The sequence below is a fragment of the Hafnia sp. genome (assembly GCF_036648275.1).
GTDB classification, from domain to species: domain Bacteria; phylum Pseudomonadota; class Gammaproteobacteria; order Enterobacterales; family Enterobacteriaceae; genus Hafnia; species Hafnia alvei.
The window spans coordinates 40,479-63,325 of sequence record NZ_JAVXIQ010000022.1 but is presented as its reverse complement, the minus strand read 5'-3'; the positions used below and the strand labels follow the sequence as shown (position 1 = coordinate 63,325).

Annotated in this window: 25 protein-coding genes and 1 riboswitch; of the genes, 10 read left to right on the top strand and 15 right to left on the bottom strand. The window is 46.8% G+C overall.

Annotation, left to right across the window (positions count from 1 at the left end; translation table 11 throughout):
* Window positions 1-19: 19 nt before the first annotated feature.
* From RSC70_RS16625 to RSC70_RS16590, 8 genes are all read right to left on the bottom strand, one after another.
* Window positions 20-1,408 carry a PAAR domain-containing protein gene (locus RSC70_RS16625; RefSeq protein WP_332543028.1) on the bottom strand — a complete coding sequence of 463 codons (1,389 nt, stop codon included), beginning with the start codon at window positions 1,406-1,408 and terminating at the stop codon, window positions 20-22.
* Between the two features lie 110 nt (window positions 1,409-1,518).
* Window positions 1,519-1,710, bottom strand: coding sequence for a hypothetical protein (locus RSC70_RS16620; protein ID WP_234619311.1), 192 nt, complete (start codon window positions 1,708-1,710; stop codon window positions 1,519-1,521).
* Between the two features lie 345 nt (window positions 1,711-2,055).
* Window positions 2,056-2,751 (bottom strand): amino acid ABC transporter permease, encoded by a 696-nt coding sequence (locus RSC70_RS16615; protein WP_025796867.1) that lies wholly within the window; start codon window positions 2,749-2,751, stop codon window positions 2,056-2,058.
* A gap of 174 nt (window positions 2,752-2,925) precedes the next feature.
* Entirely contained in the window at window positions 2,926-3,696 is a 771-nt protein-coding gene (locus RSC70_RS16610) for an amino acid ABC transporter substrate-binding protein (RefSeq protein WP_040044839.1), read from the bottom strand.
* A 168-nt stretch (window positions 3,697-3,864) separates the two neighbouring features.
* Window positions 3,865-4,974, bottom strand: coding sequence for an SLC13 family permease (locus RSC70_RS16605; protein ID WP_332543027.1), 1,110 nt, complete (start codon window positions 4,972-4,974; stop codon window positions 3,865-3,867).
* A gap of 20 nt (window positions 4,975-4,994) precedes the next feature.
* Window positions 4,995-5,384, bottom strand: a complete 390-nt coding sequence (locus tag RSC70_RS16600) for a helix-turn-helix domain-containing protein (protein WP_025796861.1) — start codon at window positions 5,382-5,384, stop codon at window positions 4,995-4,997.
* A 159-nt stretch (window positions 5,385-5,543) separates the two neighbouring features.
* Window positions 5,544-5,768, bottom strand: coding sequence for a DNA polymerase III subunit theta (locus tag RSC70_RS16595; protein ID WP_025796857.1), 225 nt, complete (start codon window positions 5,766-5,768; stop codon window positions 5,544-5,546).
* 177 nt (window positions 5,769-5,945) lie between these two features.
* Window positions 5,946-6,236: a hypothetical protein gene (locus tag RSC70_RS16590; RefSeq protein ID WP_332543026.1), complete on the bottom strand. Its 291-nt coding sequence runs from the start codon at window positions 6,234-6,236 to the stop codon at window positions 5,946-5,948.
* Between the two features lie 272 nt (window positions 6,237-6,508).
* Here RSC70_RS16590 and RSC70_RS16585 point away from each other — a divergent pair, with 272 nt between their 5' ends.
* The 4 genes from RSC70_RS16585 to RSC70_RS16570 all read left to right on the top strand — a co-directional run bounded on the left by RSC70_RS16585 (window position 6,509) and on the right by RSC70_RS16570 (window position 10,155).
* Window positions 6,509-7,501 (top strand): MBL fold metallo-hydrolase, encoded by a 993-nt coding sequence (locus RSC70_RS16585; protein ID WP_332543025.1) that lies wholly within the window; start codon window positions 6,509-6,511, stop codon window positions 7,499-7,501.
* Between the two features lie 131 nt (window positions 7,502-7,632).
* Window positions 7,633-8,583 carry a 23S rRNA pseudouridine(2605) synthase RluB gene (gene rluB, locus RSC70_RS16580; RefSeq protein WP_282814183.1) on the top strand — a complete coding sequence of 317 codons (951 nt, stop codon included), beginning with the start codon at window positions 7,633-7,635 and terminating at the stop codon, window positions 8,581-8,583.
* Between the two features lie 187 nt (window positions 8,584-8,770).
* A complete protein-coding gene (cobS, locus tag RSC70_RS16575; protein ID WP_234619319.1) occupies window positions 8,771-9,508 on the top strand; it encodes an adenosylcobinamide-GDP ribazoletransferase in 738 nt (245 codons plus the stop codon).
* 44 nt (window positions 9,509-9,552) lie between these two features.
* Window positions 9,553-10,155 carry an adenosylcobalamin/alpha-ribazole phosphatase gene (locus tag RSC70_RS16570; protein WP_234619320.1) on the top strand — a complete coding sequence of 201 codons (603 nt, stop codon included), beginning with the start codon at window positions 9,553-9,555 and terminating at the stop codon, window positions 10,153-10,155.
* Window positions 10,156-10,198: 43 nt separating this feature from the next.
* Here RSC70_RS16570 and cobO read toward each other — a convergent pair whose 3' ends face one another.
* Together cobO and RSC70_RS16560 are read right to left on the bottom strand one after the other, a co-directional pair.
* Window positions 10,199-10,789, bottom strand: a complete 591-nt coding sequence (gene cobO, locus RSC70_RS16565) for a cob(I)yrinic acid a,c-diamide adenosyltransferase (protein ID WP_130999148.1) — start codon at window positions 10,787-10,789, stop codon at window positions 10,199-10,201.
* A 69-nt stretch (window positions 10,790-10,858) separates the two neighbouring features.
* Window positions 10,859-11,620, bottom strand: a complete 762-nt coding sequence (locus RSC70_RS16560) for a YciK family oxidoreductase (RefSeq protein WP_332543024.1) — start codon at window positions 11,618-11,620, stop codon at window positions 10,859-10,861.
* A 291-nt stretch (window positions 11,621-11,911) separates the two neighbouring features.
* On the opposite strand from RSC70_RS16560, the gene sohB reads away from it, so the two are divergent.
* The gene (sohB, locus tag RSC70_RS16555; RefSeq protein WP_332543023.1) at window positions 11,912-12,958 is read left to right on the top strand and encodes a protease SohB; all 1,047 of its coding nucleotides are present in this window, start codon (window positions 11,912-11,914) and stop codon (window positions 12,956-12,958) included.
* A gap of 90 nt (window positions 12,959-13,048) precedes the next feature.
* Here sohB and RSC70_RS16550 read toward each other — a convergent pair whose 3' ends face one another.
* Window positions 13,049-13,300: a YciN family protein gene (locus RSC70_RS16550; protein WP_004094879.1), complete on the bottom strand. Its 252-nt coding sequence runs from the start codon at window positions 13,298-13,300 to the stop codon at window positions 13,049-13,051.
* Between the two features lie 434 nt (window positions 13,301-13,734).
* Here RSC70_RS16550 and topA point away from each other — a divergent pair, with 434 nt between their 5' ends.
* Together topA and cysB are read left to right on the top strand one after the other, a co-directional pair.
* Entirely contained in the window at window positions 13,735-16,332 is a 2,598-nt protein-coding gene (topA, locus tag RSC70_RS16545; RefSeq protein WP_025796836.1) for a type I DNA topoisomerase, read from the top strand.
* A 431-nt stretch (window positions 16,333-16,763) separates the two neighbouring features.
* Window positions 16,764-17,738, top strand: a complete 975-nt coding sequence (gene cysB / locus RSC70_RS16540) for an HTH-type transcriptional regulator CysB (protein ID WP_025796834.1) — start codon at window positions 16,764-16,766, stop codon at window positions 17,736-17,738.
* Window positions 17,739-17,809: 71 nt separating this feature from the next.
* Here the strand turns inward: cysB and pagP are convergent, their stop codons facing one another.
* A complete protein-coding gene (gene pagP, locus RSC70_RS16535) occupies window positions 17,810-18,415 on the bottom strand; it encodes a lipid IV(A) palmitoyltransferase PagP (protein WP_103009767.1) in 606 nt (201 codons plus the stop codon).
* Between the two features lie 758 nt (window positions 18,416-19,173).
* Here pagP and RSC70_RS16530 point away from each other — a divergent pair.
* Both RSC70_RS16530 and cspE read left to right on the top strand, forming a co-directional pair.
* A complete protein-coding gene (locus RSC70_RS16530) occupies window positions 19,174-19,290 on the top strand; it encodes a DUF2627 domain-containing protein (protein ID WP_071842629.1) in 117 nt (38 codons plus the stop codon).
* Between the two features lie 41 nt (window positions 19,291-19,331).
* On the top strand, window positions 19,332-19,541 hold the full coding sequence (gene cspE, locus RSC70_RS16525) for a transcription antiterminator/RNA stability regulator CspE (RefSeq protein ID WP_004094893.1): 210 nt from the start codon (window positions 19,332-19,334) through the stop codon (window positions 19,539-19,541).
* Window positions 19,542-19,609: 68 nt separating this feature from the next.
* On the opposite strand, the gene pgeF is transcribed toward cspE, so the two are convergent.
* Window positions 19,610-20,317 (bottom strand): peptidoglycan editing factor PgeF, encoded by a 708-nt coding sequence (pgeF, locus tag RSC70_RS16520; RefSeq protein ID WP_332543022.1) that lies wholly within the window; start codon window positions 20,315-20,317, stop codon window positions 19,610-19,612.
* A 172-nt stretch (window positions 20,318-20,489) separates the two neighbouring features.
* Here pgeF and rlmA point away from each other — a divergent pair, with 172 nt between their 5' ends.
* Entirely contained in the window at window positions 20,490-21,302 is an 813-nt protein-coding gene (gene rlmA, locus RSC70_RS16515; RefSeq protein ID WP_304184410.1) for a 23S rRNA (guanine(745)-N(1))-methyltransferase, read from the top strand.
* Between the two features lie 64 nt (window positions 21,303-21,366).
* Here the strand turns inward: rlmA and mntP are convergent, their stop codons facing one another.
* Together mntP and RSC70_RS16505 are read right to left on the bottom strand one after the other, a co-directional pair.
* Window positions 21,367-21,939 carry a manganese efflux pump MntP gene (gene mntP / locus RSC70_RS16510; protein WP_282807120.1) on the bottom strand — a complete coding sequence of 191 codons (573 nt, stop codon included), beginning with the start codon at window positions 21,937-21,939 and terminating at the stop codon, window positions 21,367-21,369.
* A 7-nt stretch (window positions 21,940-21,946) separates the two neighbouring features.
* A riboswitch (yybP-ykoY riboswitch) is annotated at window positions 21,947-22,163 on the bottom strand.
* Between the two features lie 180 nt (window positions 22,164-22,343).
* On the bottom strand, window positions 22,344-22,802 hold the full coding sequence (locus tag RSC70_RS16505; protein ID WP_332543021.1) for a DUF986 family protein: 459 nt from the start codon (window positions 22,800-22,802) through the stop codon (window positions 22,344-22,346).
* Window positions 22,803-22,847 lie beyond the last annotated feature (45 nt).

Below are 22,847 nucleotides of genomic sequence, written 5' to 3'. Positions count from 1 at the left end.
ACATAATTAACGATTTCAATTACTCACCTCTCGATTCATATATATACTCTCCAAAACCTTCTCCTAGATTAGAGCCTGCTTCACCGCCCATATATCCCCCAGTCACCCCTAGAACAACCCCGCAAGCTAGAGCTCCGACTCCACCGGCTTCAATAGTTAAAGCACCTAAAACCACGGTGCAAATCCCCATTCCTATAGCTCCGCCAGCAACCCCTCCCGTTAGCCCACCAGTAAAACTACCGGCTTCTGTGAATTTTTTCTTTGTACATTCACTCTCACGCCCAGTAGAGCAAGCCTCATTCACTTCATTGATTGAATGCAACGCGCTAAACCCTATCCCAACATAGCCTGTATATTTCATAAGCTTTACATACTTGGCAGCACGTTCTATATGTGTTGCATATCCGTCTATATCACTAACACCTGATGTATTCCATTTATGTGTGATTGAGCTTGTTGAAAGACCTAGAGCACTTTTTATCTTTGTGTATTCACCAAGCTTCATCCCTTTATTTAAAAAACCTACTTTAAGTACACTATCAAGCTGTTTAAATAGTTGGCTTCGTTTTACATAAAACTGATCACCAATAAGTGCGCCACGGGTTAAGTATGTATTTTTATATGTATCTTGTATTTCTTTAAGAATCTTCTCTATATTTTCGAAATATTTACCGACAGGATCAGCAGCAAGCCCAATTCCCTTATCAGCGAAACTAGAAAAATTCGCAATAGTTGCATAGTGTTTATGTAAGAAATTTGCTTCTTCATTTGTCAATGGAGCCAAGGCAGCATCAACTCGATCTTTAGCCGCTTTTAGATGTGCTATTTGTTCAGGATCTTGTTTAAGAGGGTCTACTAAAAGCAAGATAGACCCTGCTTTTACATCGCCACTCCCATTTAGTGAACGATATAGTTCCTTAGTCCCTTCAGGGGGAGATATAAACAAAAACTGCTCATAACTATTCACCGAGCTCGGGAGTGGCAAAACACAGAAACCAGCATCGACAGGTTCACGAGATGATGCTTCAGGAGCAATCAAAGGTTGGGAATGATTTTTAGCTGCTTGGGCGTATTGTGTTGGTGCCTCCGATTGTGGCGCAGCCACCATTCTTGCTTCTGCACGGCTAGTTTTCTCATATGTCGCACTCGAGAGCGATGAAAGAAGTTTAGCCCTGCATGGACAACTGCTAATGCTATCAAGCGTACCAGCTAGTTGCACATTATTATCCAGCATGCCAGGAATGCCACCGATGATTCGGTATGTCTTGCCATCCTTTCCGCATGTGACGAGATCGCCATGCCTCGAAGCAGCCCGGCCGTGCATATTATAATTAGGATTGCCACCTCTAACCGTACCGCCGCAGCTTGTCTTGTCACCTACGCGGATAAAATATCCTTTCTGACTCATGTGAAGCCCTCTCCCTAGAACTGAAAATCAGATTTTCCCAGCAGCTTTTAGTAATTCAATCTCTTCCGGATCGAAATAACCACAAGTGACCTCCCCATTGGCTAGCCTTATCATTGCTGACCAGCTTCAATGATTTCATCCCCATTGCTTACGAAAGTCCCACTAGCCGTCATGGTGTATTTAACCCCCTCAACAATACTTTCCATCATGGTGCTTTCATCACGCTCGATACGACCTGCTGGAGCATCAGGGTAAACAACCTCGTCGCCTTCAATAGCCATGCTGAACTTGCGATATTTCATTCCACATCTGTTAGCAACAACTCGACCACCGTTTTTGGTTTTGGCTCCATCTACAGCAAAAAATCGTATCGCATTGCATTGCGTCACAGAACCACCATTCTTGATTGATTAATATTTGGATAATGTACCAGTTTAACCATAGGACTTGTGTGTGAATGTTCAGATTTTCTAATAATTCAGAGTTTACTAATGGCGAAGGCCAAAGACAGTGACTTATTCGAAAAATGATTGAGATTTAAGTAAAGATAAAAGGTATACCCCAAAGATAAAGCGCCATTTCTTTGGGGAGGTGATGCGGAATGAACGTAATTAGAAAGCGATAAGCGCAGGGCAGATAACAAAAACTTACTCGTAGCGGCGGTAGTACACTTCCAGCTTGTTTTGCAGTTTTCCTAGCACCGTGCTGAACGCAAGATAAATCAGCGCTGCTTCTACATACAAAATTAGTGGTTCATACGTCACAGAAACAATGCGCTGCGCTGCCAAGAACATCTCAGGGACGGTGATAACCGCGGCCAATGAGGTATCTTTGATAAGCGAAATAAATGAGTTAGACAGCGGTGGCAGTGATACGAATACCGACTGTGGCAAGATCACACGGCGCATGGCCTGTGAACTGCTCATACCGATGGAATAAGAGGCTTCCCACTGGCCTTTAGGCACCGAGATAATCGCACCACGGATGATTTCAGAGGTATAGGCACCCACGCTAAGCGTGAAGCCAATGAGCGCCGCCGGAAACGCATCTAGGGTGATCCCCGCACTCGGTAAACCATAAAAGATTAAGAACAACTGCACTAACAGCGGCGTGCCACGAATAACCCATACGTAGAAATCAAAAATCCACTTGACCGGTTTTGGCGCATAGAGGCGTACCAATGCGGTGATGAAGCCAAGGATAATCCCGCCAATAAAAGAGAGAATCGCTAAAGGCAGCGTGAATTGCAGTCCCGCAGACAACAGACTCCAAAACGAATCAATCATCAGCTGTAGCCAGGCAAGGCCGTGAATATAGTCAGTCAGGCTGTGTAGCCAAGCCATATGCCGTACTCCTAATACAGTAAGTCTAAAGAATATGTCTTAAAACGATATGTCTAAAAACAGTATGCCTAAAACGATCTTCCTAAATACAACAGCCCGCCTCATGAAGTGATACCCGGTTAAGGATTCACAGAGGCAGGCTTGTCACTATTTTGGGTATAGTATTAAAGACGATTACTGAGAAACGTCCTGACCGAAGTAGCGTACAGAAATCGTTTTATAAGTGCCATCAGCTTTCATTTCGTCCAGCGCTTTATTTACCGCTTTCACTAATTCTGGCTGATCTTTACGCAGCAGGATCGCTGAGTTCTCAGTATTTTCATCGGTAGCGACGATTTTAACTTTCGCATCTGGTTTATGCTTTTTGAAATCCAAGAATGACAGGTTATCGTTTAACGTTGCCGCAGCTCGACCGCTTAACACCAGATCCAATGATTGGTTGAATCCATCGGTTGGCACTAAATCTGCGCCGTTTTTAGTCGCCAGTTTCGAATAGTTACTGGTCAGGCTTTGAGCTGCTTTCTGGCCTTTTAAATCAGCAAAGCTTTTGATGGTGGTGTTGTCATCACGGACAACCAGCACCGCTTTAGAACCGATATAAGGCTGAGAGAAATCAAACTTGGCTTTACGCTCGTCGGTAACGCCAACTTGGTTAATGACCGCGTCGTAGCGTTTGGCGCTTAAGCCCGCAATCAAACCATCCCAACGACCTTCAACAAACTCAGGCTTAACGCCCATTTTTTCTGCTACGGCGCGTGCTACATCCACGTCAAAACCAACCAGCTTGCCGCTTTTGTCATGGTAAGTATAAGGCGCGTAGGTGCCTTCTGTTCCGAATTTCATCACACCAGCAGACTTAATTGCTGCCAGATCATCGGCTGCTTGAGCCAGTGCAGAGGTAGCAAATAATGAGGTTGCAAGCAGAGCCAAGGTCATTTTTTTCATAGGTATCCCAATGTCTTACTTTAATTATTTGTTTAAAAAAAACGCAGATAATTGCGTTCCGTTATTGATGATGAAGCTAAACCATTGTTTGCGGTTTGCTAAATCACATTCTGCGATTATCAATAACCAAATGGAATAAAGCCTAAAAATCACGCAGTGCTTATCAGTTTAGATTAACCACCAGCCAAGCACCGCAGAGATAATGAGAGCGGGAATAGAAAACAGATGAAACGTTAGCCAGATACGTTTTTCATTGGCCATGCGTAAGGCAATGAGGTTGGCCATTGATCCCAGCGCAAACCCAAATCCGCCAATATTCACAGCGTAAGCCAGCGTAGTGGTGGCAGGAATAAAACCCAGCAGCAAAATAGTAGCCGGTACGTTGCTGATAACTTGAGAAAGCAGAATGCCGATTGTGTAGGTGCCAAACGTTGAAAGATGCTGCATGTTTTCAGTTAGCGGTAATAGCGCGGGTAACTGAGTCAGTAATTTCACATCAATAAACATCGCCATGAAAATGAAAATAAGTGCCCAATCGACCAGTAAAATAACTTTGGGGGACAGACACAATAAGGCGACCAGCACGATTAACAGTCCGAGATAGGGCATGCCTAAATCAACGCTAACGAGAAACACCACATAGAGCACTGCGCAGGCCAGCAATAGTCCGCGCTTGCGGGTGCTGTCTTGGCGATCGGCTGGAGGACGTATGGTTTTGTTTGGGAAAAACATCAGCGTGAACAGCAATAGCAAAAACAACAGCACGCCTGACAAAAGTAACATTTGCCCAATAAAGGCGCTGAACGACAGGCCGCTATGATTCCACAGCAATATGTTTTGTGGATTGCCAATCGGCGTCAGCAAAGAACCTACGTTGACGGCTAAGGCTTCAAAGATGATTAATCGTGTAACCGGTACGGCGCTGAGTTTTTTTAAGGTGATGGTGAGTGGAACAACGATAAAAAGGGCCACATCGTTGGTAAGAAACGTGGAAAGTAGTGCAGAAGCCACGACCATAAACAGCGCTAAGGTTCGCTCATTACTGAGGCGAGCCATCATTTTTCGCCCTAGCCAATCGAAATAGCCGCTCATCTCAACGCTTTTCGTCAGCAGCAATAGGCCGAGCAGGGTCGTAATCGTGGGCCAATCAATCCAGCGAGGATAATCCCGCAATGGAGACGCTGTGAAACAGGCCAAAATTACGCCAGCAAGCAAAAGAAATTGGAGTAAACGATCGCGCAGAACAGCGCCGAGAACGTGACGTAACGAAGTTAGCATAGTGCTGTTTCTCAGTGAATTCAGGCGCTTTGTTTATACATTACGTGCAGGGGCTGAATAGTAGACAGTTGAATGTCGGTCTGGAGCCGATAGTTGGTTGGCGTAATGTCGAAATGCTTGCGGAACATATAGGTGAAATGCGACTGCGAGGCAAAGCCGTAATAGACCGCGATATCGATAATCGATTCTTCGGTATGGCGTAACCGTTTTGCTGCGCCAGATAGCTTACGTTCGCGAATATAGCGGCCTAAGGACATGCCGGTGGTTTCACGAAATATTTTCTGCATATGCCACAGTGAATATCCAGAGTAGCGAGCCAGCTCATCCAGATAAATATCGCGGCCTAGATGTTGCTCTATCCACTCGCTTAGCGCACATACTAGGGCAATATTGCGTTCGTTCTGCGTCATTCGTTCTCCGGTAATCGTTCTCATTAGCAACATGCCGTCTACTACATATTACGACATCATGGCGTTTACCACTATACCCTACGCCTTTGAAGTTACAGACCGGACTGCACCACCGGCAGCTTTCTTGATTTGGCCGGTGGAAAATAGCTTACGCAGGTATTATTTCATCGGCGGTTCGTATGGCAGGGTATCAATGCGTAGGGTGCGATAATAAGCCAGTCGTTCACGAAAATAGGTTCGCAGATGCTCAGGCTGCTCGCGCTCAACCAGTTCGGCAATAACCGGCATGTGATAGCGCTCTTTATACGATACGCCAGCTGCCGCTAAGTCGACATTAACTTTGTCCATCTCTTCCTGAGGAAGATCGGCTAGATTGAAACTCATATGACCTCCTGTTGCGTCGGCCTCATTATTCCAGAATGTTTCGTTTGACTCTATGGCTTATTGAAATTGAGATTATCAGCTGAATGAAAAGCAAACGAGCCGCTGGAGAGGCGGCTCGTTCTGCATATTACTTATTATTTTATAACTTCACGCTACATGAAGTGAATTCAATTCAATCTAGGTCACTCTCGGGCCCTGCGTGGTGAAGGGACGTTGGCGTGGGCGGAAGAGTGAAACCAGTGCGCCAATTAAGGCGACGCTCAGAACCACAAGGTTAAAGAGCACGAATCCTGCCATCAGCATGGCGACCATCATTACCGCCGATACGATAAGCGTCATCTGGCGCATTTTACCGCTGATCCCCATCTGGCGAGACTTCAGCGATAGGTACATTTTCCAATATTGCATTTGGCCCTGTAGAGCGCTGCGCATACGTTGAGTGCGAGTGTGTGACTGATTATTTTTCATATTTAATTAACTCCTGATGACTCGCTAACGGGCCAATTTTGTGATCCACCCGTCGTTTGTTTCTTGAAAATGAGACTAAAGAGAATTCTTTTAAAACCCTAGCACCTTTAGCCTACTTTACGTGGCTGACAAAAGCTGACATCGAGAATAGGCTGTAGTTATTAAGTTATTCTTAACGCGGCACCCATGTGGTGATTTTGTTTAGGTAACTATCAGGAAATATGGTGCTATTTTGACTATATTCAAGTGACGTTGTCACGCATGAGGGCTGAATGAAGAAAAATCCTTATTATGATCCTAATAAAACCCACCACACACCAGAGGGTTTTACCAATCCTGAGCCCAATGAACATCGTCCTGGTGATTTAAAACGTTGGCAAAACGAACGCAAAAAGAATCGACTGCCGCTAAAGCCTGAGCAGGGTTATCGCGGGTTTGTTGAGCGCTGGTGGCAGCAGGTTGATCTGGAACAGCCACAGGATGGCGTATGGTGGCTGGGTCACGCTGCGATGTTGGTGAAAATGGGGAGTAAAAACGTCCTGATTGATCCCGTGCTTTCTCAACGTGCTTCGCCGCTGAACTTCTACGGGCCAGAGCGAAAAACTCCGCCGCCTATCTACGTTGAACACCTGCCTAATATTGACGTGATTTTGATCTCACATAATCATTACGACCATCTTGATAAACAGACTATCGATGCGCTGTTGAAGCGTTTTCCCTCGTTGATTTGCATGGTGCCGCTGGGGCTGAAACGATGGTTTATCCGCTGTGGTGCGATACATGTTCACGAACTGGATTGGTGGGAACAACGTGCGGTTGGCGATGTGCAGATCCATTTTGTGCCCGCACGACACTGGAGTATGAGAACGCCTTGGGATCGCAATCACAGTCTGTGGGGCGGGTGGGTCCTCTCGCATTTAACCGATAGCTTTTATTTCTCTGGCGACAGTGGTTATACGCCACGGCTCAAAGAGATTGGCGAACGATTAGGACCATTTTCGTTGGCTGCGTTGCCGCTGGGCGCCTATGAACCGCGCTGGTTTATGCATTCTCAGCATATGGACCCCGCGGATTCGGTTCGCTTATTTCAGGAACTAGGTTGTCAGCGAGCTTTCGGTATGCATTGGGGCGTATTTGAGTTAGCCGACGAAGCTTTGGATGCTCCTCCTCGTTGTTTACGCGAAGAAATTCAGCGGCAAGGCGTTGATGTGAATCGCTATACCGCCGAGAAGATTGGCGCTTTTATTCCTTTTCCTCGCGGATAAAAAAGCATAGCGTTCGGACATTTTCACGTTTTCGTGTATAATGCCGCGTTAAAATTCAATTAATTGTTTGAATTTCAGAGACATCCACAATACCCCACGACGCCTGTGAAGGCGACATTAGAGGTTGCTCAATGAGCGAAAAGTTACAGAAAGTTCTTGCCAATGCTGGTCATGGTTCACGCCGTGAAATTGAAGCCATGATTAAAGAAGGCCGAGTCAGCGTTGATGGTAAATTAGCAACGCTAGGTGACCGTGTTGAGGTTACTCCGGCTATGAAAATTCGTGTTGATGGACGCGTTGTGTCTATCCGCGAATCAACCGAATCTGTTTGTCGCGTTTTGGCGTATTACAAGCCAGAAGGCGAGCTATGTACCCGTCGCGATCCTGAAGGTCGCCCAACGGTATTTGATCGTTTGCCGAAACTGCGCGGTTCTCGTTGGATCGCCGTAGGCCGTTTGGATATCAACACGTCTGGTTTACTGTTGTTCACCACCGATGGCGAACTGGCAAACCGTTTGATGCACCCAAGCCGTGAAGTTGAGCGTGAATATGCAGTACGTGTATTCGGTCAGGTTGATGATGAAAAAATTCGTCAATTAAGCCGTGGCGTGCAGTTGGAAGATGGCCCTGCATCATTTAAAACCATCAGTTTCCAAGGCGGTGAAGGGATTAACCAGTGGTACAACGTGACCTTAACCGAAGGGCGCAACCGTGAGGTTCGTCGTTTGTGGGAAGCCGTTGGCGTGCAGGTGAGCCGTTTGATCCGTGTGCGTTATGGCGATTTGCCTTTGCCAAAAGGCCTGCCTCGCGGCGGCTGGGCAGAGCTTCCACTTAACGATATCAACTATCTGCGCGAATTGGTTGAGCTGAATGCGGAAACCGTTAGCAAGCTGCCGGTTGAGCGTGAACGTCGTCGTATGAAAGCGAATCAGATCCGCCGTGCGGTTAAACGTCATGGTCAGGGTGGCAGTGCAGCAGCAGCCCCGAACCGTCGTTCTGGTTCAGCCAATAAAGGCACGTCTTCTACGCGTAGCGCAGCGGGTAATAAAGCGGCTACCAGTAAAGGAAACAAGCGCGGCTAATCACAGCGCGTTGTTGCTAAGCAAAACTGCCAAGCAAATATCAAACCGTAGCGTTAATCCGCTGCGGTTTTTTTATATCTGCGATCTGGCGCTAGCGCCAGATGAGCGTCTGGTATTAATATAGAAGGCAATCAGAGAGTTAATTCTCGTGCTCTTGCTTACCGACGACATGGACTGACCCGTAACAATGAAACTATTCCTCGCCACATTGCAGTTTATGACCCGCATTCCCGTACCTGCCCGCTGGACAGATAATCTCGACATGAATGATTACGCCAAAGGCGTGGTCTATTTCCCGTTTGTTGGCCTGATCGTTGGCTTACTGAGCGCGCTGGCGTTTGCCGTGGTATTGCCGGTTTATGGCCCATTATTGGCGGCGATTGCCGCGGTGCTGGCGACCACATTGGTTACGGGCGCATTTCATTTAGACGGTTTAGCCGACACCTGTGATGGGATTTTCTCGGCGCGTCCACGTGAGCGTATTCTCGAAATCATGCGCGATAGTCGTATTGGCTCGAACGGAGCTCTGGCGCTGATTTTTGTGATTTTGGCGCGGGTGGCGATTATCTATCAGCTGACGCAGACCGGACATAACGTTTACACCTTGCTGGTTGCGGCTCCAGCGCTGAGCCGAGCATTGCTGCCTGTTCTGATGTATCAGCAAAAATATGCGCGTGAAAATGGCATGGGAAACTTGTATATCGGAAAAATCGGCGGCCAGCATTACGCGATTGCGCTGATCATTGGTCTATTAATGACGCTAGGGTTTGCCAGCTGGCATGGCGGATTAGCGGCGATCATTACTTATCTGTTTGCGCTGCTATACCGCGGTTTCATCAATAAACGTATTGGCGGGCAAACCGGTGATACCATCGGCGCGGGCAACGAACTATTCGGCCTTATCTTCCTGTTTGCAGTTATTTAAATCGATTGTTGAGAGCACAGGCAATCTGATCCCAAGGAGCACTGATGGAGTTATATTTGGTACGCCACGGTCAGACTCAGGCCAATCTCGACGGTGTGTATTGTGGCAGCAGCGATCTTGCCCTCACGACGCTGGGCGAGCAGCAGGCTGATGCGGTTGCGGCGCAGCTGGCGGGAGTTTCGTTCGACGTGGTGTATACCAGCGGCTTGCAACGCACCCATCAAACCGCGCAGAGAATACTCGGTGCTGATGCTGAATTTGTCCAACTTACCGGATTGGACGAGATGGCATTTGGCGAGTGGGAACTTCGTCACCACAAAGAATTACAGCAACAGGATGCTGAGCACTACGCTGCTTGGTGTGCCGATTGGCAGCGAACCGTTCCGCCGGGTGGGGAGGGGTTTCGTGATTTCTCTGCAAGGGTACGGTTGGCATTGGCTGATATTCAGCAAAAGCATGCGGGACAGCGTGTGTTGATCGTTGCACATCAAGGCGTTATCTCGATTATCTGCACACAGCTTCTCAAACTTGAAGATCGTGCCATGTGGCATTTTCGCATCGAGCAGGGAGCGCATAGCAGAATTGATTACCGCGAGGGATTCAGCGTTATTCACTGTTTAAACAATAGTGGTAAAGCGGTTGTCTAATTAACACGCCGAAGCCAGCAATGGCGGCCTCGGCGTTTAGTCATTACCAATCGATACCTTTCTGTGCTTTGATACCGGCTTCAAACGCGTGTTTCACCGGGCGAACTTCGCTTACGGTATCCGCCAGTTCTTCCAGCTCACGATGACAGCCCCTACCGGTAATAATCACGGATTGATGCGCAGGACGCTGTTTCAACGCCGTCAGCACCTCTTCAAGCTCGATGTAGCCGTAACTCACCATGTAGGTCAGCTCATCCATGACCACGAGATCTAAACTTTCATCTTTCAGCATGCGCTTGCCGTGGTGCCAAACAGCAAGCGCGGCGGCGGTGTCCGTCTCTTTATTCTGTGTTTCCCACGTAAAACCGGTTGCCATCACCTGAAATTCAACGCCGTGCGGCTCAAGCAGATTCCGTTCACCGTTTTCCCACGTGCCTTTGATGAATTGAATCACGCCCGCGCGATGTCCATGACCTACAGCGCGCGCCACGGTGCCAAACGCCGCCGTACTTTTACCTTTACCGTTGCCGGTAAAAATCATCACGATGCCGCGAGTTTCTTGCGCGGCGGCAATACGGGCATCCACTTTTTCTTTAATACGTTGTTGGCGCTGCTGGTGGCGTTCTTCAGACATGCTTTCTCCTAACCTATTAATTTATTGTTATGCGTCGGTATAAACAGCGACACCAACATGATGCGACGTTTATTCTGCGGGGCCCGCTTTTCTCCCCGGCTGAGCATCAAAACTCATTCCCGTTTTCCGGCGGCTGTCTTCACCCATCAAATAGAGATAGAGCGGCATGATATCGGCAGGCGTTTTGAGCTTCTGTGGATCTTCATGTGGAAAAGCTGATGCGCGCATTCCGGTGCGTGTTCCGCCTGGATTAATGCAGTTTACCCGCAAATTGGTGTTCTTATATTCGTCAGCTAAAACCTGCATCATGCCTTCGGTAGCGAATTTGGAAATGGCATAAGAACCCCAGCCCGCACGCCCGGTTTTGCCTACGCTAGAACTGGTAAAAATCAGGGATGCTGAGGGCGCTTTCAGCAGCAAAGGTAGCAGCGCCTGCGATAACAGCAGCGAGGCGTTGACGTTAACCTGCATCACATCACAAAACTCTTGATAGTCTTGTTCCGCTAAAGGATTGATCGTGCCGAGTAAACCGGCGTTGTTTAATACGCCATCGAGATAGGGATAGGCTGACGCTAATTCTGCGCCGAGTTTCTGATAGTCGGCTGGCTTTGCCGTTAAGAGATCGAATTGAACGATGGCCGCAGGCAACAGACCAAGCAGGCGTATTTGTTCCTGCACAGCTTGAAGTTTACTCAGCGTTCTACCGAGAAGAATCAGCTGCGCGCCGTGGCGAGCGTAGGTGAGTGCCGCTTCGCGGCCAATTCCGTCTCCTGCGCCGGTCACAAGAATAATGCGGTTTTGCAAAAGCTCAGGCTGTGGTTGATAGTGCATGCTGTATTTCCTCACGCCGTTTTAGCATCAAGGCTTTGAGGCTGGGTCGGCAAGTTATGACTAAATTGTTTATTTGCTGTAACTCATCGTCGCCGATCTTGACCTATTGCACGGTTGCTGGTCAATGGTATTGTTCCTAGAGCGGACATTATGTGCTGAATTTACAGGGACTTTACGTATCAGCCCCTTGAAAATGACGCGTCCGCCAGTATGTTACATACTGGCGGACGCGTTACAGTGGAATAACGCTAATATAAGTAGTATCAGAAAATCTTAAACAAGGCGGTGAATGTGGAATGGTTATCCTTGTATGGCCTATTTTTGGCGAAGGTGATGACCTTTGTGATCGCAATAGGGGCACTGATTGTATTGTTTGTCAGCCTGCGACATAAAAAGGGAGCGAGCCGCGGAGAGTTACAGCTAACGGACTTAGGCGAGCAGTATCGTGATATGCAGCGCAGCATGCAGGAAGCGCGTATGGACGATAGCGCGTTAAAGGCGTGGTATAAGCAGCAGAAAAAACAGGATAAAGAGAAAGCAAAACAGCGCAAAGCCGAGGTCAAACAGGGTATTGCTGCGAAAGAAAAACCCTGTCTGTATGTTCTCGATTTCAAAGGCAGTATGGACGCCCATGAGGTGAGTTCATTACGCGAAGAAATCAGCGCCGTGCTGGCTGCCGCTAAGCAGGGGGATGAAGTTCTCTTGCGTTTGGAAAGCCCCGGCGGCGTAGTGCATGGCTACGGCTTAGCCGCTTCCCAGCTACAGCGTTTACGTCAGGCGGGCGTGCGATTAACCGTTGCGGTGGATAAAGTCGCCGCCAGCGGTGGCTATATGATGGCTTGTGTCGCTGATCGCATTGTCGCAGCGCCTTTTGCTATTATTGGCTCAATTGGCGTTGTGGCTCAGATCCCTAACTTCAACCGTTGGTTGAAGAAGAATGATATCGACGTGGAACTGCATACTGCCGGAGAGTTCAAGCGCACACTAACGCTGTTGGGTGAGAATACCGAGCAGGGGCGTGAGAAATTCCGCGAAGAGTTGAATGAAACTCATGAGCTGTTCAAAGAGTTTGTCAGCCAGCAGCGTCCGTCACTGGATATTAATTCCGTCGCAACCGGCGAACACTGGTATGGGATCCAAGCGAAAGAGAAATGTTTGGTCGACTCGGTTGGCACCAGCGACGATCTATTAATTACTGAAATGGAAAATCATGACGTGATTGGAGTGCGCTATACCCGTCGCAAACGCATGATGGATCGCTTCACCAATAGCGCGGCGAACAGCGCCGATCGCCTGATGTTACGTTGGTGGCAACGTAGCCAGCGTTACGATATATAAGATAACATTGTTAATATTGAGTAACGTTAATGAAATTAAAATGCCCCTTTAAAGGGGCATTTTTTTAACGATTCAATTCAGAATGATGAATTAATCTTCTAAATGATATTTTTCAGATAATACATGAGCGAGATGTTTAAACATATTAAACACGGCGGTAGTTTTGCGGGTTGGAATTCCGTCTTCGTCGAGGAAAAACTCGCCACGGAATACTAACACGTCGCCTTTTTGCTCGACTTCGGTCGCTTCCATACCCTGCATATAATCTTCGTGCTCTTTAATGATTTGATTTGCTTCCGCCAGCAGAGCTTCACGTTTGATTGGGGTTGTTTCACCGAACATTTTTCGTTCTCCAACAAATGACGTTGTCTATTAATAACACTGCCTAATATAGTACTGCGTACGCTAGGGGTATCGCAAATTATCGCGTTATTTTGATCTAAGTTTTGGCCGATAATTGGTAAAAATCTCCATTCCGTGCTAATTAAGTTGCGTGATGTTCTCAATCCGGTAGAGTGATGGGTTTTCTGACCTTTGGCGGAACGAAAGATTGGCGTTTTGAATAAAAGTTCCGCATGTCATAAGGTTGCGAGTGCGTCGCTTCTGTTTTTGGTGCCGCAAATTGCAGTTGTGTTGAGCAGTTAGAAGCGATTTATCAAAAAATGGCTTGATCTCAGCGCGGTCTGCCGCAATATAAAAAAGAATTTTTCAATCGCTATGATAATGGCGAACAAAGGCTTCTGGAGACAGAAGGATTCATTCAGGTAAAGGTAATTATGGGTAAAGCTCTCGTAATAGTTGAGTCCCCGGCAAAAGCTAAAACGATAAATAAGTATCTGGGTAATGACTACGTGGTTAAGTCCAGCGTCGGTCATATCCGCGATTTGCCGACCAGTGGTTCAGCCAGTAAAAAGGGCGCAGCCTCCGCTGAAGATAAAGCGAAGCCTAAAGTCAAAAAGAATGAGCGTGAAGCGCTGGTTAATCGAATGGGCGTTGATCCTTATCACGGCTGGAAAGCGCAATACGAAATACTGCCAGGTAAAGAAAAGGTTGTTGCCGAGTTAAAAACATTAGCTGAAAAAGCTGACCACATTTATCTCGCAACCGACCTTGACCGCGAAGGGGAAGCCATCGCGTGGCATTTACGTGAGGTGATTGGCGGCGACGAAAGTCGTTATAGCCGCGTGGTGTTTAACGAAATCACTAAGAACGCGATTCAGCAGGCATTTAATAAACCCGGCGAATTAAATATCGACCGCGTTAACGCACAACAGGCGCGCCGTTTTATGGACCGCGTTGTGGGTTACATGGTGTCTCCGCTGCTGTGGAAGAAAATTGCCCGTGGGCTATCTGCCGGTCGTGTTCAGTCGGTTGCTGTACGTTTGGTTGTCGATCGTGAACGTGAGATCAAAGCGTTTGTTCCTGAAGAATATTGGGAATTACGTGCCGATCTGAACGACAAGAATGCAGTGGCTCTGCAAATGCAGGTTACGCATCATAAAGACAAGCCTTTCAAACCGGTAAATGGCGACCAAACGCAGACCGCCGTTAAGGCGCTGGAGAATGCGCATTACACGGTTTTAGATCGTGAAGATAAGCCAACCAGCAGCAAGCCTTCTGCGCCATTTATTACTTCCACGTTGCAGCAGGCGGCAAGCACGCGTCTTGGCTTTGGCGTGAAGAAAACCATGATGATGGCTCAACGTCTGTATGAAGCTGGTCATATCACCTATATGCGTACTGACTCCACTAACCTGAGTCAGGATGCGGTGAGCATGGTGCGTGAGTATATCGGTGAAAACTTCGGCGAGCAGTATATGCCGAAAGAGCCGAATACCTATGCTAGCAAAGACAACTCACAGGAAGCGCATGAAGCGATTCGTCCTTCTGATGTGAACGTGTTGTCTGAACAGTTAAAAGACATGGAAGCAGACGCTCAGAAGCTGTATCAGCTGATCTGGCGCCAGTTTGTTTCTTGCCAAATGACGCCGGCAAAATACGATTCAACCACGATTTCCGTGAAAGCGGGTGATTATACGTTGAAAGCGAAAGGCCGTACTTTACGCTTTGATGGTTGGACTAAAGTTCTGCCTCAGCTGCGTAAAGGTGACGAAGATCGTACATTGCCATTTGTCGAAATTGGTAGTGAACTGACGTTACAGCAGCTCTTACCTAGCCAACACTTCACCAAACCACCGGCTCGATTTAGCGAGGCATCGTTGGTTAAAGAGTTGGAGAAACGGGGTATCGGTCGTCCTTCTACCTATGCGGCAATCATTTCAACCATTCAGGATCGTGGCTATGTGCGTGTGGACAACCGCCGTTTCTACGCTGAAAAAATGGGTGAAATTGTCACTGACCGCTTGGAAGAAAATTTCCGTGAGCTGATGAATTATGACTTCACCGCGCACATGGAAAATGGTCTCGATCAGGTTGCGAACGCCAAAGAAGACTGGAAAAACGTGCTTGATGGTTTCTTCCAGGACTTCAGCAAACAGCTTTCGGTCGCTGAAAAAGATCCAGAAGAAGGCGGTATGCGTCCGAACCAAATGGTTCTGACTAGCATTGCTTGCCCAACCTGTGAACGTCAGATGGGTATTCGTACCGCAAGCACCGGCGTTTTCTTGGGTTGTTCTGGCTATGCGCTACCGCCAAAAGAGCGTTGCAAAACCACGATCAATCTGGTGCCAGAAGCCGAAGTGCTGAATGTGTTGGAAGGCGATGATGCTGAAACCAACGCATTGCGCGCTAAGCGCCGTTGTGCCAAGTGTGGCACGGCGATGGACAGTTACCTGATCGACAATCAGCGCAAGCTGCACGTGTGTGGTAACAACCCAGCTTGTGACGGCTACGAGATCGAAGAGGGTGAGTTCCGCATCAAGGGCTATGATGGCCCGATCGTTGAGTGCGAAAAATGTGGTTCTGAAATGCACCTGAAAATGGGGCGTTTCGGTAAGTACATGGCATGTACCAACGAAGAGTGCAAGAACACCCGTAAGATCCTGCGTAACGGCGACGTAGCGCCACCGAAAGAAGATCCGGTGCCGCTGCCTGAATTGCCGTGTGAGAAGTCAGACGCTTACTTCGTGCTGCGCGATGGTGCTGCGGGTGTGTTCTTGGCGGCCAATACTTTCCCTAAATCGCGTGAAACGCGTGCGCCTCTGGTTGAAGAGTTGGCTCGTTTCAAAGATCGCCTGCCTGAAAAGCTGAGCTATTTGGCTGATGCACCGCAGAAAGATCCTGAAGGTAACAAGACGATGGTGCGTTTCAGTCGTAAGACTAAACAGCAATATGTCTCTTCAGAAAAAGACGGCAAAGCGACAGGTTGGACCGCATTCTTCGTTGACGGAAAATGGGTTGAAACTAAGAAATAATCTAACGCTTTTACGCTAAAAAGTGGTTAAAACCGGTCAGAATTACTGACCGGTTTTTTTATGCAAAAAGCAAAATCAGTGGTATGAAAAACTGTATGTAAAATTGCATAACTATTCATATTTGTATCAAGGCAATTACCGTAATTTTTATCTTAAAGCCTAAATGCGAATGCTATCGAGACTTTGATTAATTCCATAAATAATTCGTTATGATCTTGTTACCAGAGCTATACAGATCGGCTCAAAATGATATAGTGGTTATATAAAAGCAATTTAAATGATTGTTGAGTTATTAACATTGCGGTCAATGTAGGGCAAAACGGGTTTAAATCGGCACAGAAAGCCCAAGGCTTGAGTGTAAGCCTATTGCCAAGGGGTGCTCCTATCCAGACTGCCATCGCGTTAAGTTTCAACCTAGGATGGTATTAGCTATGAAATTGCAGCAGCTTCGTTACATTGTGGAAGTAGTGAACCACAATTTAAATGTGTCATCGACCGCAGAAGGCCTGTACACCTCTCAGCCGGGTATTAGTAAGCAAGTGCGAATGCTCGAGGATGAATTAGGTATCCAGATCTTTTCCCGCAGTGGAAAACATCTGACGCAGGTAACGCCAGCAGGGCAGGAAATTATCCGCATTGCACGTGAAGTTTTATCCAAGGTTGATGCCATTAAAGCTGTTGCAGGAGAACATACCTATCCAGACAAAGGATCGCTGTATGTGGCTACGACGCATACACAGGCGCGTTATGCTTTGCCTCCGGTAATTAAAGGTTTTATCGAGCGTTATCCACGTGTGTCTCTGCATATGCATCAAGGCTCTCCAACTCAGATTGCGGAAGCCGTCTCTAAAGGGAACGCAGATTTTGCTATCGCGACCGAAGCCCTGCATCTTTATGATGATTTGATCATGTTGCCTTGTTACCACTGGAATCGAGCCGTGGTTGTGAAGCCCGATCACCCATTGGCGGGGAAAACCTCAATCACTATTGAAGAGCTGGCGGAATATCCCATTGTTACCTATACCTTCGGTTTTACGGGACGCTCAGAGTTGGATACGGCCTTTAATCGCGCGGGCCTGACACCTAAGATTGTGTTTACTGCAACCGACGCTGATGTGATCAAAACCTACGTGCGTTTGGGGTTAGGAGTAGGGGTTATCGCGAATATGGCGGTCGATCCTGTTCAGGACCCCGATTTGGTCACGGTGGATACCAGCGATATCTTTACCTTTAGCACAACAAAAATCGGTTTCCGCCGCAGTACGTTCCTGCGTAGCTACATGTATGATTTCATCCAACGTTTTGCACCACATTTGACACGAGACGTTGTTGATACTGCGGTTGCATTGCGTTCAAATGAAGAAATTGAGGCAATGTTTAAAGATATAAAACTGCCGATTAAATAAGAATATTTTCTAACGAAAAAGGAGCCGCATGGCTCCTTTTTTTATAAGCTTAATCTGTCTAAGGTTATTAATTAAAATTTCCAACGCATCCATGTAAATAAGACATTTCCGTTATTATAGGTCCCTGGAATATACGTTGTTTGAATAGATAAACGATTGTATTCAATCGAAACTAAAGGCAATACAAGTGGAATAGGGATGTACGAATAATCATCGCGAGCCGTGACGCTAGCCGTATATCCTGCGCCAAAGCGCCAGCCATCGCGGTCTCCAGGTATCCACATCCATTCAAAACCATAGCCGATAATAGGCTCAATTTTATTGTGAGAGTCTTTAAACGCCATGGCATACAATGAATGCCAGTTGTCGTTTTCATCGTAACGATAGACGCCAAAACCCGCGCCCCAAGGGCGTTCGTTGTACCTGTCAGTTTTTTCTTTGTCATACATGGCGCGGTTGTGCCAAGTGTTTAGCGGTACATATAATTCGTAATTGTCGGCATCCCAAGTTTGCTTGACTTGATCGGTAAACGAGCCCCAAAAACTGCTTTCTTGCTGCGTTTTTGCGTGTGACTCAGGTGATTCGTTGGTTGTTATTGGTGTTTGCGCAAAAACAACGGCAGGCGCCAATAGCGATAGACAACCAATATACAGGCGACCTGTTTTCACTAGTTTCATTATTATTCTCGGTAATATCTTGTTATTAGTTTGGGAAGTCTTTTAGCAGAGAGGCGCGATCGAAGAATTATATCGAAGCAAGTATTTTATAGTTAGAAATAAATTATATCATAGGATTGTGGGCAAAGTTGAATGAAGTATAAACAACAGGAAAAATACAGATTTTCCTGAATCGGAAATGGGCCAATAGTGGACACAAAAAACTTATCAAATTCGCATTGGTAGCCTAATGGCATTATGGATTTTTGTGCTCAGAAAGCAGTGATACTACATGATGTTAGCCTGAAAGTTTGTTCTTTTAGTGGACTAGAGAAGGAAGGGAAGCGGCGCGTCTCTGGTTTCAATCTATACCGAGGCACCATCGCGTCATAAAATGCGATAGAAATGTAACAATTTTTTAGCAAACTCCCTGCTGTTACTGCAATAAATCCCCGTAGAATCGTATTATGCATCACACATTCAATTTTCGTACTCATTATTAGTTAATTTCATCGTCGGAATAGGTGACTCTCCGTTCAGAATAGCGTAAAAAGGTAGCGACGGAGGAGATGGAGAACGGCATAAATCGGTGCTTAAATAAGCAGTTTCATGCAGCAGATAATTCTGCGAGTGGCAACAGTTTTTGGCACAAATTAGCTTAGTTTTCCGCCGACCGTTTTATTTCTGTGCGACGTGTCGTTCACTGGATAAAAATGGCTTGCCATTGAATACGTAGTGTGTGATAACGCATCTGGGTAAAACGAGGTACAGTTCTGTATATGTGTGGCATTTTCAGTAAAGAAGTTCTGAGTAAAAACCATAGCGTTGACTACCACTTCTCTGCCGATTCTTATCTTAGTGCCTCAAGCAGTAACGACTCTAGTTTGTCTATCTAACGCCCTAGGGCGGTTTAAACAATCCAAAGGAAATACTCAAGATGGCTAAGATCAAAGGTCAAGTAAAGTGGTTCAACGAAGCTAAAGGTTTCGGTTTCATCACCCCGGCTGACGGCAGCAAAGACGTGTTCGTACACTTCTCTGCAATCCAGGGTAACGGTTTCAAAACTCTGGCTGAAGGTCAGCACGTTGAGTTTGAAATCCAAGATGGCCAGAAAGGCCCATCTGCAGTTAACGTAACTGCAATCTAAGACAGCGTCAGCTGTTAAAAACCCGCTTTATGCGGGTTTTTTTATGCCTGAAATTTGAGGTGAGAGAGTTAGGGTAGGATGATTAAGCCGGAATACTGATTACGGCCTTTGATTCCAGGATGCTCAGGCTCTCGTTCGCGCCGATGAGCATTGCGTCGAAAACTGGTATAGCGGAAATAGTTAATTGCTTCAGGCTGAAGTTCTTGGGTGCAAATTGTGCATTCGGATAGATTTTCGACATGAGCGAATCCAAGATCACGAAGTTTGGCCTGTGCAATAGCCACGAGATCCAAATGTCGGAAGCGGGGTGAAATCAATGCTGACTCATAAGTCAGCGCTTGATGAAACCGCTCGACCAACGGCTCATCCACTTCATAGCAGCATGCCCCTGCGCTAGGGCCAATAGCGGCCATCCACTGTGAAATATCATCATCTTGTGAAATACGTTTCGCAACCTGCTCTAAAACGCCGTCTATGAGCCCACGCCAGCCTGCATGAGCCACTGCAATGGCTTTGCCGTCTTGGCGGCTGAAAATCACGGGTAGGCAGTCAGCGGTGAGAATGGTCAGCAGGATGTTTGGCTGGCTTGTATAAAGCGCATCACATTCTCCGCACTCCTGATTAGGTGTAGTTACATCTACCACACGGACACCATGCACCTGTTTTTTCTCAGGCATCGTTTCCCTATAAGGGCTTAAAACAACGGGCATTAAGGCTGTTTTTTGACCGAACCCATAACGAATATTAGGGATGTTGCGCCAACCTAAGATTGTCATACGCTGTCCTATTAGACATTTTTCGAACTTGAGGACTCCAGCTTAGGGATTATTGGTGTGATAGAAAAGGGGATAACGCATTTTGCTGTGACTTGGACATGTTTAGCCGGTTGCATCGCTGACTGGCGTTATTTAGACTGTTGCGCTTTAACGTCTGTATGCGGAAAATCCAATGCCTTATCAGTGTCCTCTTTGCCAGCAACCGCTGGAAAAAAACGATCATCAGTGGCGTTGCGCCAATAATCATCAGTTTGATTGTGCAAAAGAGGGATACGTAAATCTGATGCCTGTTCAGCACAAACACTCCAAGCAGCCGGGAGACAGTACTGAAATGATGCAGGCACGGCGTGCATTTTTGGATCAAAACTACTATCAGCCGCTGCGTGACGCCGTTTGTCATGCGATTAAGGTGCACATGGCGCCTCAAACCCGCTGTATTCTCGATATTGGCTGCGGAGAGGGATATTACACCTCTGAAGTGGCAAAACAGTTTAGTGAGCGGGATATTACGGTTTTCGGACTGGATATTGCCAAGGTGGCTATTCGGTACGCGGCTAAACGCTACCCGACGGTGTCATTCTGTGTTGCTTCAAGCCATCGCTTGCCATACGCCGATGCTTCGATGGATGCCGTGATTCGAATCTATGCACCTTGCAAGGCCGAGGAACTGGCCCGAGTTGTTGCTCCTGAAGGCATTCTTGTTACAGTGTCACCGGCTCCGCGCCATCTTTATCAGCTTAAAGCAGAAGTTTATGACACTGTGCAGCTGCATGCAGAAAATACAGAGACGTTTGAAGGATTTACGCTCATCGATGATCAACAGCTGGCGTATACTATGACGTTGCCAGGAGAACAGGCCGCTAATTTGCTGCAAATGACACCATTTGCTTGGCGGGCAACGCCTGATGTGGCTGAAGCATTGAGAAGCAGCACAGAATTTGAGTGTGAAACCGATTTTGCTATTCGTGTATATCGCCGTGATTAAGCATCTGATTGATATAAAAAAGCCCGCATGATGCGGGCTTTTTTATATTGTCATTGTCGCTGTATTAGAAGAACGGGCCGATATGCTCATGTAAAATTGAGAAGCCTATACCGATAAGTACTAGGCCGCCTAAAATCTCTGCGCGCTTGCCCAACAGCGGGCCAATAAACCGACCAATCATCATGCCCAAGGTCGCCATAATCATGGTGGCTAAACCAATCGCCATCGCGGTATGGAGAATATTGACCTGTAGGAAGGCTAATCCGACGCCGATAGCCATCGCATCTAAGCTGGTTGCAATCGCCGTGGTGACGAGTAGCCAAAAACCATGACGACGCACCGGTTCTGCATTTTCATCATGATTGCCTTTCCAGCCTTCATAAACCATACGGCTGCCGAGCACGAAGAGCAGGGCAAAAGCGACCCAGTGATCCCATTCCATAATGAACTTGCTGGCCAGCAAACCAATTCCCCAACCAATGAGCGGGGTAATCGCTTCTACGGCACCAAAAATAAGACCAGTACGGAATGCTTCACGGAAACGAGGTTTGTGCAGAGCGGCACCTTTGCCAATTGACGCAGCGAAAGCGTCCATGGACATGCCGAAAGCGAGGATAACTGTAGCGGATAAATTCATGAAAAATACTCGGCCGGGTGTTCCATATACACGAAGCCCACCCCCAACCATACGACGGAGCTACGTGTCTATGGTCTCGCCTGTCCGCGCTTAAATGCTGATAATCAGCAAGCGGGCTGCTCGCACCACGTTCCATGCTAGGAACGAGTATGTTGACACGAGCGCGCTCAAAAACTGAATATTAATCAGCAAGAACGCCGGCTACTCCCCAAATTGACGGGAGCGATCATACTCTATTTCTTTAGAGAATAACAACGGCATATTTTGCAGGGGAAATCAATGCTAATGATAATTATTATTAAGTGGACTGTGGCGGAGGAATAATAACGTTTTACGTATTTGTGAGATCCAGTACAAATAGCAGAGTTAATGTACTGAATCTCATTAATGGCGGGATTTATTCGTTATTTCTGCTCAACGAAAAACTTCAATATTAAGTCCAGATCGTCCATTTTAGCGACTTGAATCAGTAACCTACGCTTCTCTAAGTCAATCACCAGATAACCGTCTTCAGACATATTCATATTTTTGATTCGGCTGTATAAAATAAAAACATTACCGTAATAAAAACCAGTTTCTTTAAATAATATTTTTGGCCAGCGAATATAAAAAACATAGATAGCGATAATTGCCAGAGTAAAGAGTAACCAAGTGGTGAAATGAGAACCATTATTAGTTATATTTTGGTAAGCGAGAATGGCTAACAATCCAACAAATATTCCACTGTCGGCTTTATTACGACGTTTTAAATTAACCTGCAATCGTGTCTTTCCCTTGCGCCTTGGCATGATGATTTCATCATAGACGGCGTAAAGAATAAACAGCAGGATAAAAGCCAGCAGTGCGATATCAGTTAACGACATGAATACTCCAAATACAAAATAAAAAAGCCGGATAGGGCGAACCCT

Coding starts and splice junctions, on each gene's coding strand:
- RSC70_RS16625 (WP_332543028.1), bottom strand. CDS start 1,408: ATGAGTCAGAAAGGATATTTTATCCGCGTAGGTGACAAGACAAGCTGC.
- RSC70_RS16620 (WP_234619311.1), bottom strand. CDS start 1,710: ATGAAATATCGCAAGTTCAGCATGGCTATTGAAGGCGACGAGGTTGTT.
- RSC70_RS16615 (WP_025796867.1), bottom strand. CDS start 2,751: ATGGCTTGGCTACACAGCCTGACTGACTATATTCACGGCCTTGCCTGG.
- RSC70_RS16610 (WP_040044839.1), bottom strand. CDS start 3,696: ATGAAAAAAATGACCTTGGCTCTGCTTGCAACCTCATTATTTGCTACC.
- RSC70_RS16605 (WP_332543027.1), bottom strand. CDS start 4,974: ATGCTAACTTCGTTACGTCACGTTCTCGGCGCTGTTCTGCGCGATCGT.
- RSC70_RS16600 (WP_025796861.1), bottom strand. CDS start 5,384: ATGACGCAGAACGAACGCAATATTGCCCTAGTATGTGCGCTAAGCGAG.
- RSC70_RS16595 (WP_025796857.1), bottom strand. CDS start 5,768: ATGAGTTTCAATCTAGCCGATCTTCCTCAGGAAGAGATGGACAAAGTT.
- RSC70_RS16590 (WP_332543026.1), bottom strand. CDS start 6,236: ATGAAAAATAATCAGTCACACACTCGCACTCAACGTATGCGCAGCGCT.
- RSC70_RS16585 (WP_332543025.1), top strand. CDS start 6,509: ATGAAGAAAAATCCTTATTATGATCCTAATAAAACCCACCACACACCA.
- rluB (WP_282814183.1), top strand. CDS start 7,633: ATGAGCGAAAAGTTACAGAAAGTTCTTGCCAATGCTGGTCATGGTTCA.
- cobS (WP_234619319.1), top strand. CDS start 8,771: ATGAAACTATTCCTCGCCACATTGCAGTTTATGACCCGCATTCCCGTA.
- RSC70_RS16570 (WP_234619320.1), top strand. CDS start 9,553: ATGGAGTTATATTTGGTACGCCACGGTCAGACTCAGGCCAATCTCGAC.
- cobO (WP_130999148.1), bottom strand. CDS start 10,789: ATGTCTGAAGAACGCCACCAGCAGCGCCAACAACGTATTAAAGAAAAA.
- RSC70_RS16560 (WP_332543024.1), bottom strand. CDS start 11,620: ATGCACTATCAACCACAGCCTGAGCTTTTGCAAAACCGCATTATTCTT.
- RSC70_RS16550 (WP_004094879.1), bottom strand. CDS start 13,300: ATGTTCGGTGAAACAACCCCAATCAAACGTGAAGCTCTGCTGGCGGAA.
- topA (WP_025796836.1), top strand. CDS start 13,735: ATGGGTAAAGCTCTCGTAATAGTTGAGTCCCCGGCAAAAGCTAAAACG.
- cysB (WP_025796834.1), top strand. CDS start 16,764: ATGAAATTGCAGCAGCTTCGTTACATTGTGGAAGTAGTGAACCACAAT.
- pagP (WP_103009767.1), bottom strand. CDS start 18,415: ATGAAACTAGTGAAAACAGGTCGCCTGTATATTGGTTGTCTATCGCTA.
- RSC70_RS16530 (WP_071842629.1), top strand. CDS start 19,174: ATGTGTGGCATTTTCAGTAAAGAAGTTCTGAGTAAAAACCATAGCGTT.
- cspE (WP_004094893.1), top strand. CDS start 19,332: ATGGCTAAGATCAAAGGTCAAGTAAAGTGGTTCAACGAAGCTAAAGGT.
- pgeF (WP_332543022.1), bottom strand. CDS start 20,317: ATGACAATCTTAGGTTGGCGCAACATCCCTAATATTCGTTATGGGTTC.
- rlmA (WP_304184410.1), top strand. CDS start 20,490: ATGCCTTATCAGTGTCCTCTTTGCCAGCAACCGCTGGAAAAAAACGAT.
- mntP (WP_282807120.1), bottom strand. CDS start 21,939: ATGAATTTATCCGCTACAGTTATCCTCGCTTTCGGCATGTCCATGGAC.
- RSC70_RS16505 (WP_332543021.1), bottom strand. CDS start 22,802: ATGTCGTTAACTGATATCGCACTGCTGGCTTTTATCCTGCTGTTTATT.